Origin of the sequence: Corynebacterium pelargi (assembly GCF_014635485.1) — a bacterium.
In the GTDB taxonomy this organism is placed as follows: Bacteria; Actinomycetota; Actinomycetes; order Mycobacteriales; family Mycobacteriaceae; genus Corynebacterium; species Corynebacterium pelargi.
Window position 1 is genome coordinate 116440 of sequence record NZ_BMCX01000002.1, and the last position, 12688, is coordinate 129127.

General features: G+C 59.6%; 11 protein-coding genes. 9 read left to right on the top strand and 2 right to left on the bottom strand.

Translation table 11 applies throughout. The features are described from left to right. Positions 1-168: 168 nt before the first annotated feature. Genes ssd through IEU99_RS04265 form a run of 7 tightly spaced genes read left to right on the top strand, consistent with a single transcriptional unit; the run spans position 169 to position 4612 of the window. The gene (ssd, locus tag IEU99_RS04235; RefSeq protein WP_164931199.1) at positions 169-1215 is read left to right on the top strand and encodes a septum site-determining protein Ssd; all 1047 of its coding nucleotides are present in this window, start codon (positions 169-171) and stop codon (positions 1213-1215) included. Further along, positions 1208-2335, top strand: a complete 1128-nt coding sequence (locus tag IEU99_RS04240) for a TadA family conjugal transfer-associated ATPase (RefSeq protein ID WP_128890602.1) — start codon at positions 1208-1210, stop codon at positions 2333-2335. The genes ssd and IEU99_RS04240 overlap by 8 nt, the downstream gene beginning before the upstream one ends. Continuing rightward, complete coding sequence (locus tag IEU99_RS04245; RefSeq protein ID WP_128890601.1) at positions 2332-3102, top strand: type II secretion system F family protein; 771 nt, start codon at positions 2332-2334, stop codon at positions 3100-3102. The genes IEU99_RS04240 and IEU99_RS04245 overlap by 4 nt, the downstream gene beginning before the upstream one ends. Next, the gene (locus IEU99_RS04250) at positions 3099-3692 is read left to right on the top strand and encodes a type II secretion system F family protein (RefSeq protein ID WP_164931198.1); all 594 of its coding nucleotides are present in this window, start codon (positions 3099-3101) and stop codon (positions 3690-3692) included. The genes IEU99_RS04245 and IEU99_RS04250 overlap by 4 nt, the downstream gene beginning before the upstream one ends. Positions 3693-3739: 47 nt before the next feature. Then, positions 3740-3934, top strand: coding sequence for a DUF4244 domain-containing protein (locus IEU99_RS04255; protein ID WP_128890599.1), 195 nt, complete (start codon positions 3740-3742; stop codon positions 3932-3934). Continuing rightward, a complete protein-coding gene (locus tag IEU99_RS04260; protein ID WP_229718389.1) occupies positions 3934-4290 on the top strand; it encodes a hypothetical protein in 357 nt (118 codons plus the stop codon). The genes IEU99_RS04255 and IEU99_RS04260 overlap by 1 nt, the downstream gene beginning before the upstream one ends. Then, positions 4283-4612, top strand: a complete 330-nt coding sequence (locus IEU99_RS04265; RefSeq protein ID WP_128890598.1) for an Rv3654c family TadE-like protein — start codon at positions 4283-4285, stop codon at positions 4610-4612. Before IEU99_RS04260 ends, IEU99_RS04265 begins: the two co-directional genes overlap by 8 nt. A 57-nt stretch (positions 4613-4669) precedes the next feature. On the opposite strand, the gene IEU99_RS04270 is transcribed toward IEU99_RS04265, so the two are convergent. Next, a complete protein-coding gene (locus tag IEU99_RS04270) occupies positions 4670-7003 on the bottom strand; it encodes a DEAD/DEAH box helicase (protein ID WP_128890597.1) in 2334 nt (777 codons plus the stop codon). A gap of 275 nt (positions 7004-7278) precedes the next feature. On the opposite strand from IEU99_RS04270, the gene cspE reads away from it, so the two are divergent. Then, the gene (cspE, locus tag IEU99_RS04275; protein ID WP_123935498.1) at positions 7279-7482 is read left to right on the top strand and encodes a transcription antiterminator/RNA stability regulator CspE; all 204 of its coding nucleotides are present in this window, start codon (positions 7279-7281) and stop codon (positions 7480-7482) included. 116 nt (positions 7483-7598) lie between these two features. Here the strand turns inward: cspE and IEU99_RS04280 are convergent, their stop codons facing one another. Next, positions 7599-8987, bottom strand: a complete 1389-nt coding sequence (locus IEU99_RS04280; RefSeq protein ID WP_128890596.1) for an anaerobic C4-dicarboxylate transporter — start codon at positions 8985-8987, stop codon at positions 7599-7601. A gap of 742 nt (positions 8988-9729) precedes the next feature. On the opposite strand from IEU99_RS04280, the gene topA reads away from it, so the two are divergent. Beyond that, complete coding sequence (gene topA / locus IEU99_RS04285; RefSeq protein WP_128890595.1) at positions 9730-12651, top strand: type I DNA topoisomerase; 2922 nt, start codon at positions 9730-9732, stop codon at positions 12649-12651. Positions 12652-12688: the final 37 nt, after the last annotated feature.

The window sequence follows — 12688 nt, forward strand, 5'->3', positions numbered from 1 at the left end:
ATGTGGCAGGAATAGACTCCTGTGACGACTTTTCCACAGGCTATTGGGTGCAAGGATGCCCACACCGCAGTTATCCACAGCCCCAATCGCTCGCCCTCGCGCTGCCGCAGATGCCCTTTCATACTTGGCCACATGAACGGCCACATGAACGGGCACACGAACGGGCAGATGAACCGGCACACCTACCGCCAAGCAGTGTTGATCGCCATTACCGACCCAACCTTGCACCCAGAGGCAAGCCACGTAGCCGCAGCCACCGGGCGCGAAGTAATAGCAACCACCGACCCAAGGGAAATAGCACGTCACGCGCCCAAAGCCGCGGCCATACTCGTAGACGCCACCACCGCCACCCATGTGGCGAGCCTGAAGGCACAAACGGTGGTGCTGCTGGCCAATGATCCAGGGCCGGTGGATTGGCAACTAGCCATGAGCATCCACGCCGAGGCCGCGATGCTGTTACCAGCTCAAGCACCAGAACTGCTCGCCTTGCTTGGCAGAGAAGATCCCGTGCCCCACAGCGACTTTGCACTCATCGCACTCTGCGGCACCGCCGGTGGAGTGGGAACCACCACCTTGGCGGCAAGCCTTGCCATGAGCCTGGAACGCGCCTGCTTTGTTGATGCCGATCCCTACTCCGCAGGCGCCGACTTAGTCTTTGGGGTGGAAGCCGAACCGGGTGTGCGCTGGAATGATCTAGGCCCAGATACCCAGGCACTTCCAGCAGAAGCACTGCACAAAGCCCTGATTCAAGGCCCCGAGGGCGTGGCGGTGCTGAGCAATAGCCGCGCAGGCGAGCCGCCTGAAGCCCAACAACTCGCAGGCGTGCTCAGCTCCCTTCGGGGTGCAGGCCATGTGGTGGTGGACTGTCGTATGGGAACAGCACTTGCCACCGTTGCCCGCGATCACGCCGATGCCGTGGTGCTGGTAGTACCGGCAGAAATTCGCGGCGCCGCCTGTGCTGCCAGGATGCAAGAAGAATGCCGAAACGCCAGGGTGCGCACCGTGGGGGTGCTGCGCCACCGGGGGTGGTCTGGCATCGATGCAGAAGAAGCCGCCACCATCGCCGGGGTCGAGATTGTTGCAGAAATCCCGACGATTCCTCGCCTTGCCAAAAGAATGGAATTAGCAGGGCTACACGCCCCGCCGAAGCCATTGCAGCGCGCCTCAACCAGCATCTTTGATGCTCTTGCACAGCTTGGACACGGCTATGAGTAAATACGACACCATCATCCAAGAAGTGCAGCGCCGCCTGGCGGAAGCGCCCACCGAAGATGACACCGCCCTGGCGAGCTTGGTGCGCGAGGTATCTGGAGGGGTGATCAGCAACGTCGACGTGGTGAATGTGCTTCGCGCCCTACGCCACGAATCCACCGGCGTTGGCCCCTTAGAGCAGGTCTTGGCCATCCACGGAGTCACCGACGTCCTGGTCCACGGCTGCCACGGGGTGTGGTTTGATCGCGGCCGAGGCCTTGAAAAATCCCAGGTGCGTTTCAGCGATGACGCCGAAGTGCGCCGCCTTGCAACACGGCTACTAGTAGCCGCAGGCAGAAGGCTTGACGACGCCCAATGCTTCGCCGACGGGCGAATCCCAAGGGCAGACGGCAGCGCATTAAGGGTGCATGCCGTGCTCAGCCCTCCCGCAGAAACCGGAACCTGCCTTTCTCTTCGAGTGTTGCGCCAAGCAGCCACCAGCCTTGAAGCACTCGAAGCCGGTGGCACATTTCAGCCGGGGGTTGCTGAGTGTTTGCGCCAACTGATTGCCGTGCGCAAATCCATGCTGATTATCGGTGGCACCGGCAGCGGGAAAACCACCCTCCTTGGTGCCCTACTAGCCCAGGTTGATCCCCGCGAGCGCATTATCGGCATCGAAGACACAGCCGAGCTTCGCCCTGATCACCCGCACTTCGTTTCACTGGTGAGCAAGACGCATAACACTGAGGGCAAAGGTGAGGTGCGCATGGAACAGCTCCTACGCCAGGCCCTTCGAATGCGCCCCGATCGCATTGTGCTGGGAGAAATCCGTGGCGCAGAGGTAGTAGACCTGCTTGCCGCCTTAAACACCGGCCACGATGGTTGCGCAGGCACCGTGCACGCCAACACCGTAGAAGAAGTACCGGCACGCCTGGAGGCACTCGGCGCGCTTGGCGGTTTGGATCAACACGCGCTGCATTCCCAACTCAGCGCCGCCGCACCGGTGGTGCTTGCCATGAAGCGCACCGCCCACGGCAGAAGCCTGCACCAAATCGGCATCCTTCGCGGAAACCCCGTGGAAGTAGCCGTGCTCTGGGATGCCCGCCAAGGTGTGAGCTGCCAGGTGGATTGGAGCGCACTATGAGCCTGCTTGGCATCGCAAGCTTCGCCGGAGCCATCGCCTGCTATGGGCCTTCACCTGCTCGCCGCATAGGAGAGCCAACACCGTTCAACCGCAAAATCCGGGCGATGTTAGGCCTAGTACTGCTTCTTGCTTTGCTCGTGCTTTTGCGCCACGCGCTCGTTCTGATCACCGTGGGAATCGCCGGTGGTGTGGCCTTTCGAATTTGGCGCGATGCGGCAGCACTTCGCAAACAACGCCGCGAAGAAGCCACCATCGCCTCGATCGTGCACACCATCAGCACAGAACTTCGTGTTGGTGCAGATCCAGCTACCGCCTTGGCACATGCCGCCGAACAACACGAGCACGGCATCGCCGCTGCCTTTGCCAGCGCAGCCAGAGCCACCCGCAGTGGCGCCCAACCAGGCGCGCAATTGTATTCCATGCGCAGCCGCTATCCGGCCTTAGCGCCCATTGCCCGGTACTGGATGATTGCCGAAGAACACGGCGTGGCCCTTGCACCACTGTTAGAGCAATCCCACCAGCAACTTCGCGCCCGCATCGAGCGCGCTCGTAGCACCAACGCCGCACTTCAAGGGCCAAAAGCCACCGCGATTATCCTAAGCCTCTTACCCCTCGTGGGCATGCTGCTTGGCAGCGCCATGGGCGTGCACGTGCCGGCGGTACTGCTTGGCAGCGCCTTAGGCAATCTGCTCTTGCTCATCGGGATTTGCCTGCTATGCGCAGGGGCGTGGTGGTCCAACAAGATCATCCAAGGAGCAACCCCATGATTGTGCTCGCTGCTTGCCTGAGTGCTGCTGCCCTATGGATCAGCGGCAGCCACAGTGCTCCAAGGATAGAAAGCTGGCAACAACGGCGGCCAAGAGAACCACCCGCATGGTGGGGCCGCATCAGCAATGCACTGCGTCGAAGCGATATAGCTCCCGATGTGCTCGCAGCAGAACTTGAGCTATACCTCGCGTGTGTTCGCGCCGGGCTAGTGCCTCAACAAGCAGTAGCAACGGTGGCAGGCTGCGCCAGCAGTGGCAGCAAGCAGGCGTGGACAAGGACGGCCACCATGTTGGACTTAGGCATCGCAGCGCAACAGGCGTGGGCGCCACTTGCAAGCCTGCAAGGGCTGGAAGAAGTCACCACCGTTGCCCACGCCTCAGCCCGCACCGGGGCATCAATGGAGCCAGGCTTAAGCAGCATTGCCCAACAGCTTCGCGCAGGCGCCAAAGCGCACGCCACCGCCACCGCAGAGCGCGCTGGGGTGTTGATTGCACTACCGCTCACGCTGTGTTTTCTTCCCGCATTCTTCACCCTCGGGCTTGCCCCAGTGCTGCTAGCGCTGGCAAGCGAAATCTTGAACAACCACTAAGCACACAGCACTTCCGTTTGTTTTTAATCGAAAGGATCACCCACACCATGAACAACACCATCCGCGGCGCACTCCAGCGCTTCTACCGCAATGAACAAGGCATGAGCACCATCGAATACGCCATGGGATCCTTGGCCGCAGCGGCCCTCGCGGCCGCGCTCTACCTGGTGGTGTCCTCCGGGGCGGTGGTAGATGCCATCGAATCCATCATCACTACGGCCTTGAATAACTCACCGGGCTAATGATGCCCACGGCACAACTTTGCCGGAATAACGCCTTGAGCTTGGTGCGCAAGGCGTTATCCGCACGTCGCGGCAGCATCAGCATCGAAGCAGCCATCGCCAGCAGCGCGCTATTGATCTTTGCCGCCGGACTCGCCGCGGCATTAGTCACCATCGGGGCCTATATCCAAGCCATCGACATCGCCGGTGCAGCGGCCAGGGCCCACGCCATCGGCCAGGCCTATCAGCCGCCTCGCGGCAGCGTGAGCGTGCACCAAAGCGAAGGACTGATGGTGGCCGAAGCCAGCGTGCCCGCACCCTTTGGCACGATGCGCGCCGAGGCACGCTTTGTACCAGAAGGAGCCCCCGGTGAATAAGCAGCTCAACCTGCGCAATGATCGAGGCTCAGCCACAGTATTGGCCTTAGGCATTGCCATGGCCTTAAGCCTGATCCTGGGCATTATGTTGGCCATTGCCAATGCACACGTGCAGGCCCACCGCGCGCAGGTGGCAGCCGATATGGGGGCGATTGCCGCAGCACAGGCACGTGCCTATGGCCAATGGGCGTGCCCCAAAGCCAAGGAGGTGATCAACGCCAATGGCGCAAGCATGACCTTGTGCATAGAAGAAGACCAGGACGTTCGCGTTTCAGCACAAGTAGGAAGGCAGGTAGCGCAGGCCAAAGCCGGACCAATCTAGGCCGGACCAAGCTAGGTCGGATAAAAGCTAAGCAAGACCAATCTGGGCCAGACCAAGCTAAGCCAGCATGGAACACATCGCCCCAAGCAGACGAATGGCGCCGGCTTTGTTCAAAGGCTGATTGCCATTGCCACACTTGGGTGATTGCACGCAGGAAGGGCAACCATGATCGCAGGCGCAGGATCGAACGGCCTCATAGGTCGCTTCGATCCACTCACGGAAACGCTCATAACCACAATCGGCAAAACCTGCCCCACCGGGATGGCCGTCGTAAACAAACACGGTGGGCAGGCCAGTGTCTGGGTGCTCGGCGGTGGAAACACCGCCGATATCCCAACGGTCGCAGGTGGCAATCAGCGGCAGCATGCCAATGGCGGCGTGCTCCGCGGCATGAAGGGTGCCGGGGATATCGTCAATGCCGAGCTCGGCAAGCACCAAAGGGTCAATGGTGTAGGCCACCGCTTTGGTGATGAGCTGCTGAGGAGGTAAATCCAAGGCCACCATGTCCAAAATGGAGCCGTCTTTGCCTTTGACGGTATAGCCAACAACCCGGTCGGTGACTTCAACTTCGATATTGCTCAGCCACAATCCAGGTGCGGGGTTGAAGACCTTCTCGCCCACCTCGCGGATTGCAATATCGGTAGTAGTGCGGGCGTGGGTAGAAAATTCGGGGAATTCCTGGTGCACCAACGCCATGTGTTCGTCGAAAAGCAGCTCATCCACCACATAGGATTCGCCCTGGTGCAAGTACACAGCCCCTGGGTGTACCTGGCTTAAGGCGGTAGCGGCGTCGATGGTGCCGAGCAAACGTCCGTCACTGTGGTCCACGATGGCAATGCGTCCTCCACTGCCACGTAGGTGCACCTGGGTGTGAATGTCTGGGGCGCCGGGCTGCGGTATGGTGTACCAACCGCGGGCGCGCCTGCGCATCAAGCCTTGGGCTGCGAGTGCTTCGGCTACCTCCCTGGCGCCAAAGGCATCAATTTCTTCTTCGGAAAGGGGGAGTTCCTCAGCGGCGCACAGCAGGTGACCATGGAGGATATGGGGGTTATGGGGATTAAAAACCGTGGCCTCAATCGGCCTGCCCAATAAAGCCTCTGGGTGGTGTACCAGGTAGGTATCCATCGGTTCATCGCGGGCCACGAGTACCACGAGGGAGCCTTGGCCGCGTCTGCCGGCGCGACCTGCTTGCTGCCAAAAACTGGCGATCGTACCGGGAAAGCCTGCGGTGAGCACCGCGTCGAGGCCGCCAATATCGATGCCGAGTTCAAGGGCATTGGTAGAAGCCACGCCGAGAAGCTCGCCGGAATCCAGTTGGCGTTCAAGGCGCCGGCGATCTTCTGCCAGGTAGCCTGCGCGGTAGGCGGCTATTCTGCGGGCGTCTTCGAGGCGACCCATGCCCGCTAATTCTTCGGCGCTGCGCATCGCTACCACCTCCGCTGCGCGCCTGGAGCGCACGAAGGTTAAGGTGCGAGCACCTTCGGCAATGAGTGTGGCCATCATCCCCGCGGCTTCGGTGGATGCGGCTCTACGCACGGGGGCGCCGTGTTCGCCTGTGGCACCTTCAAGAAAACCGGGTTCCCACAGCATCACGGTGCGCGTGCCTCGAGGTGCGGTGTCTTCGGTGACTGCCACGACGTCCTCGCCAATTAAACGCTTGGCGTGCTCACCAGGTTCGCGCGCAGTAGCGGAGGCAAACACCACGGTGGGGTGGGCGCCGTAGCGACGCGCTAGGCGTAAGAGGCGACGAAGCACCAGCGACACCCCAGCGCCGAAAACCCCTCGGTAACTGTGGCATTCATCCACGATCACCACCTTGAGGTGGCGAAGAAACCGCGTCCACCTGCTGTGGTTGGGCAAGATCGCGGTGTGGAGCATATCGGGATTAGAAAACACGAAGCGCGATTGCTCCCGAATGCCTGCTCGTGCCTCGGTTAAGGTATCGCCGTCATAGGCGCTGGGGTGGACGTGCGAAAGTTCTTCAAGCGAAGCACACAGATTGAGCACTTGGGCAAGCTGATCAGAACCCAGTGCCTTCGTTGGCGTCAAATACAGTGCCGTGGCCTGGGGGGATGTGCCCAGAATGCTGAGTGCGGGCAGCAGGTAGCCCAGTGATTTTCCAGAAGACGTGCCGGTTGCCACCACCACATGCCGGCCATTCCAGGCGTGCTCAGCGGTGGCCACTTGGTGCGTATAGGGCTGCTTGATGCCGCGTTCAATCAGCAGTGCTTTTAGGCCCGGCAACACCCACTGCGGCCACTCGCCGTATTCGGCTGGGCGCGCAGGGATGGTGGCAAGGTGAGTGCAGGTGGAGTTTGGAAATCGCTTTTCGACGCTCTGCGCCAGCTCAATGCCGAGCTGAGCTCCCGGTGCGGGGTTGAAATTCTCCACGCTTTTGCTTCCTCCAAGAACGTATTGACCAGCGTTTATATGTTTTGGCTCCGGTGCTTTCTGCTGGGGCGGGGGTAGCACTTGCTCAGCGCAAAAGCTCAAAGCGTGACACACTGGGGTTCGGTCGCCGCATCCAGCAGCAATGTTGGTGCATTTTTTACTAACGCGATCTGCGGGAATTCTATCCCGTGGTGATGCTCGAAGTGTGGAATGAACGGCTCCCACAACAATTCGGTAATCGCCGAAGGATTTTCAAAGAAGTAAGGTTTTACAACATGGCACAGGGTACTGTGAAGTGGTTCAACGCCGAAAAAGGTTTCGGCTTCATCGCTCCCGAGGACGGCTCCGCTGACGTCTTCGTTCACTATTCAGAAATTCAGGGCAACGGCTTCCGTACCCTCGAAGAAAACCAACGCGTTGAATTCGAGGTAGGCGAGGGCGCTAAGGGCCCCCAAGCCCAGCAGGTTCACGCACTCTAAAGCGCAGCGCCTCAGACGTTAAAGAAGACGCCAACCCCACAGGGGGTTGGCGTCTTTTTCTCGCCCTCATGCCGGAGAGGAGATGCCCGCCGTCGCGGACGCTTCTACGGGGACGCTTAAGCCAAGATGAGCTGTGCCAACAGGGAACCCACAACGCAGGACGTGAACACGCAGATGGCGCCGGGGATGAGGAAGGAGTGGTTAATGACGTACTTGCCAATCTTGGTGGTGCCAGTTGGGTCGAAGCCGATACATGCTAGATCCGAGGGGTAGGTTGGCAAGATCCAATAGCCATACGCGGCACCATAGAAGCCCACGATCACTGCGGGATCAACGCCGAGGTTGAGTCCCAGTGGGGCAATGGCAACCAGCGCGGCAGCTTGGGAGTTCACCAACTTCGACACGATGAGCAAGACAATCGCGTACATCCACGGTGCGGAGGCCACCACATCGCCCAGCGATGCCTTGAGTGCCTCAATATGGGTGGCAAAGAAGGTATCTGCCATCCATGCCACACCAAAGACAGAGAACACCGCGGTCATACCGGCTTTGAACACGGCGGTATTGGCGATCTTATTTTTGTCGGTGCCGCAGAAGATCAAGATGATCGCGCCAGCAACCAGCATCACCATCTGGATAACCAGGTTCATCGACAACGCCTTGATCTGCCCGTCCTCGTTGGGGAAGGAGGGGCGCAAAGATTCGAAGGCGCCAAGCAGCACCACCACGGCAATGGCGCTAAAGAAGATATACATCGAGCGGTAGGCGCCTTTGGGGAATACCTGGCCAATGAGCGTGGAGGAATTTCCATAGACGGCGGCTTTGAACTCTGGGTCTTTGAGCTTTGCTTGGAACTCAGGATCTTGATCAAGATCTTTGCCTCGGCGCATCGACCACAGTGCGGCGATCACCACGCCAGTGAGCGAGGCCGGCAGCGCCACGCTCAGGATCTGGGGGATGGAATAGGAGGCTTCGATCACGCCGGCTTGCTCGGCGAGGATCGATGCTAGCGAGACGGTAGCCACGGAAACGGGGGAGGCGGTAATGCCCATCTGTGCTGCGGTGGAAGACACTGCCATGGGGCGCTCGGGGCGGATGCCCTTTTTTAAGGCGATATCTTCAATGATCGGAAACATCGTGTACACCACGTGCCCGGTGCCGCATAACACCGTGAGTGTCCAGGTGGTCAGCGGAGCCAAGATCGTCACCATGGACGGCTTTTTGCGCAGCATCTTTTCGGCGAACTGCATCATTACGTCCAGGCCACCTGCTTGTTGCAGTGTTGCGGCACAGCCGATGACGGCGATGATGGTGAGCATCACCGAGATCGGTGGTTCGCCGGGGGCGAGCCCGAAGATAAAGACCAAGGCCATCAGGCCGAAGCCGGAAATGAGGCCGAGGCCGAGGCCTCCGTAGCGGGTGCCTAGAAGAAGGCAGAAGAGGATCACCAAGATCTGGAGGAGGATGGCAACCCCAGATGTTGGATCAAGGATCCCAGAGAGCATAGATAGACCTGCAATTCTCAAATACGTGATTTCACTTGGGACATTGCAGGCTGCTCAATAATCAAACCCAATGCTTTGCGTTGAAAGCACATCTCTTCCCGAAGAGCGGCGCTGCAATCAATTGCTTACTTTATTGACAACGATGCTCTATGTCCATCTTCACTTTCCAAAACCAATGTGAGTATCCACACAGTGACAGATGCGCAGCACGCAGTCGCCGCTTCTACAGCCTCAGCGCCCCACAACCCCGCAGCGTCTAGAAGTGGGCGCGCTTAAAAACCTTCACGCCCAGCCAGCCCCGAACAAGAACAAAGCGCACCGCCTGCATTCCGCCTGCATACGGCCGCAACGCCTCAGCAGCTCCGCGGGCCTGCGTGAGAGGGCTCAGCCCGCCCTGGCGATGTGTAGAGATGAGCAAACCTGCAGCTCAAGGTGTGTGCAGGGGCTTTCGTGTCGGAGGCCGCCGCGACGTATCTATGAGGAAACAAAGGCATATGTGCCTTTGGGTGGCGTTGGGAAGGGGCGTGGTTGGATCGTCGAAAAGCTTGGCGTGATCCTTGCGTATTTTCCCCCTCGATTGTGCCCTATGGCGCTTTACTGCTTATGCTGCTTGCTTAGACCTTTGTACGCAGGGGCATCCCTTATATATAAGGAATGAAATTGCGTGGGCCACCCGGCCTCAAAACGAAGGTGGCTGAAACTAGAAGTTCGCAGTGTTTTTGAATTGAGGTTTTCACCCTTTATGGCTGAAACGACCGGCACCAAGCGCCTCGTCATTGTCGAGTCCTCGACGAAGGCGAAGAAGATCGCGCCCTACCTTGGCAACGACTACATCGTAGAGGCGTCCGTCGGGCATATCCGCGACCTGCCGCGCGGTGCCGCCGACGTGCCTTCGAAATACAAAAAGGAGCCCTGGGCGCGACTTGGTGTAAACACCGAGGATGGCTTCAAGCCGCTGTATGTGGTGAGCACGGATAAAAAGAAGAAGGTCCAAGACCTCAAATCCAAGCTCAAGCAGGTCGACGAGCTGCTGCTCGCAACCGACCCCGACCGCGAAGGCGAAGCCATTGCCTGGCACTTGCTTGAGGTGCTGAAGCCGAAGGTGCCCGTGAAGCGCATGGTGTTCAATGAGATCACCAAGCCGGCCATTTTGGCTGCCGCTGAGAACACTCGCGAACTGGACGAAAACCTCGTCGATGCCCAGGAAACGCGCCGCATCCTCGATCGCCTCTATGGCTATGAAGTATCGCCGGTGCTGTGGAAGAAAGTGATGCCGAGGCTTTCGGCAGGCCGTGTGCAGTCGGTAGCAACGCGCGTGATTGTCGAGCGCGAACGCGAGCGCATGCGCTTTATCTCCGCCGAGTACTGGGACATCGAAGCCGAATTCGACACCGGCAAACCCGCCCAAGACGGCAACCCTCGCACCTTCCAGGGCCGCCTGGTCAATCTCAATGGCCAGCGTGTTGCCACTGGCCGCGACTTCAATGATCGCGGTGAGCTTAGCGCCGATGTGGTGCTGGTGGATCAAAGCAGCGCCCAGTCTTTGGCCGAGGCTTTGCAAGACGCGCCCATGCAGGTGGCAAAGGTAGAGCAAAAGCCCTATACCCGCCGCCCCTATGCGCCGTTTATGACTTCCACGCTGCAGCAAGAAGCCGGCCGGAAGCTGCACTTTACCTCCGAGCGCACCATGCGCATCGCGCAGCGCCTCTACGAAAACGGCCACATCACCTATATGCGTACCGACAGCACCGCGCTTTCGGAACAAGGCATTCAGGCCGCCCGTGAGCAGGCCATTTCCCTCTACGGCAAGGAGTTCGTCGCCGACGGGCCGCGCCGTTATGAGCGCAAGGTGAAAAACTCCCAGGAGGCACACGAGGCTATTCGCCCCGCCGGCGAGAGCTTCGCTACCCCAGGTCAGCTCCACTCCCAGCTCGATGCCGAGGAGTTCAAACTCTATGAGCTGATTTGGCAGCGCACCGTCGCATCCCAGATGGCCGACGCCAAGGGCACGTCCATGAAAGTCACCATCGCCGGCGAAGCGATGGGCAATGAGGTGGAATTCGCCGCTACCGGACGCACCATCACCTTCCCAGGCTTCCTGCGCGCCTACGTGGAAACCTCCAAGCTTGCCGACGGCCGCGACGTCGCCGACAACGCCGAGAAGCACCTGCCGCGCCTAAGCCAAGGCGATGAGCTGGGTGTGAACAAGCTCAGCGCCGAGGAGCACAACACCAACCCGCCTGCGCGCTATACCGAGGCCTCGTTGGTGAAGAAGATGGAAGATCTCGGCATCGGCCGTCCTTCTACCTATGCCTCGATTATTAAGACGATCCAGGACCGTGGCTATGTCTTTTCCCGCGGCAATGCGCTTGTGCCAAGCTGGGTGGCCTTCGCCGTTGTGGGCTTGATGGAAAATAGCTTCGCTGCGCTGGTGGATTATGACTTCACCTCTTCTATGGAAGATGAGTTGGATGAGATCGCTGCCGGTAATGAAAACGGCACCGATTGGTTGAGCGGCTTCTACTTCGGTGATGCCTCTGCCTCCGATGCCACCGCGGAATCCATTGCTCGCCAAGGCGGCCTGAAGGCGCTGGTGGGCGATAACCTTGAGCAGATCGACGCTCGTCTGGTTAATTCCTTGCACCTTTTCGACGACGCCGAAGGCCGCGCCATCAACGTGCGCGTGGGCCGCTATGGCCCCTATATCGAGCGCCAGGTGGGCACCAAGGACGGCGAGCCTGAGTATCAGCGCGCCAACCTTTCTGATTCCACCACGCCCGATGAGCTCACCTTGGAGCTGGCAGAACGCCTCTTTGCCACCCCGCAATCGGGCCGCGAGCTTGGCCGGAACCCGGAAAATGAGCGCATGATCGTGGCCAAGGAAGGCCGCTTTGGCCCCTATGTGACCGAGCTTGTCAATGATGATGAGCGCGAAAAGGCCGAGGCCAAGGCCGAGGAGATCGTCGCCCGTGAGCGCGCCGAAGAAGATGAGCAGCGCAAGGCCGAAGGCAAGCGGGCGAAGAACTGGGGCACCAAGACGGCTGCGAACCAAAAAGAAAAGCGCATCAACCAGATCGTTGATGAAACACTCAAGCCCAAGACCGCTTCGCTGTTTAAGTCCATGGAGCCATCGACTGTCACCTTGGAGCAGGCCTTGCAGTTGCTTTCCTTGCCGCGCGAGGTAGGTGTGGATCCAAGCGATGGGGAAGTGATCACTGCCCAAAACGGCCGCTATGGCCCGTATTTGAAGAAGGGCAATGATTCTCGCTCGCTCAACCGCGAGGAGCAGATCTTCGAGATCACCTTGGATGAGGCTCGTCGCATCTATGCCGAGCCGAAGCGTCGTGGCCGCGGCGCTACGCCTTCTGCCATTAAGCAGCTTGGTGATAATGACGTCTCGGGCAAGCCCATGAGCGTGAAAGATGGCCGCTTTGGCCCCTATGTCACCGATGGTGAGACGAATGCCTCGCTGCGTCGTGGCGATGATCCGCTGAAGCTTACCGACGCCCGCGCGAATGAATTGCTCTCTGAGCGCAGGGCAAAGCAAGCCGCGGAGGGTCCGAAGAAGGCCACGAAGAAGAAAGCCACCAAGAAAAAGGCCACGAAGAAGGCGCCGAAGAAGACCACCAAACGAGTGGTCAAGGCTGGTAGCCGCAAAAAGTAGCACTGCAGGAGTGCAGTGTGGCCCCGGGGATGTGGCA

Bases quoted from the DNA above. Each gene is read 5' to 3' on its own strand.
- ssd (WP_164931199.1), top strand. From the start codon at position 169: ATGAACCGGCACACCTACCGCCAAGCAGTGTTGATCGCCATTACCGAC.
- IEU99_RS04240 (WP_128890602.1), top strand. From the start codon at position 1,208: ATGAGTAAATACGACACCATCATCCAAGAAGTGCAGCGCCGCCTGGCG.
- IEU99_RS04245 (WP_128890601.1), top strand. From the start codon at position 2,332: ATGAGCCTGCTTGGCATCGCAAGCTTCGCCGGAGCCATCGCCTGCTAT.
- IEU99_RS04250 (WP_164931198.1), top strand. From the start codon at position 3,099: ATGATTGTGCTCGCTGCTTGCCTGAGTGCTGCTGCCCTATGGATCAGC.
- IEU99_RS04255 (WP_128890599.1), top strand. From the start codon at position 3,740: ATGAACAACACCATCCGCGGCGCACTCCAGCGCTTCTACCGCAATGAA.
- IEU99_RS04260 (WP_229718389.1), top strand. From the start codon at position 3,934: ATGATGCCCACGGCACAACTTTGCCGGAATAACGCCTTGAGCTTGGTG.
- cspE (WP_123935498.1), top strand. From the start codon at position 7,279: ATGGCACAGGGTACTGTGAAGTGGTTCAACGCCGAAAAAGGTTTCGGC.
- IEU99_RS04280 (WP_128890596.1), bottom strand. From the start codon at position 8,987: ATGCTCTCTGGGATCCTTGATCCAACATCTGGGGTTGCCATCCTCCTC.
- topA (WP_128890595.1), top strand. From the start codon at position 9,730: ATGGCTGAAACGACCGGCACCAAGCGCCTCGTCATTGTCGAGTCCTCG.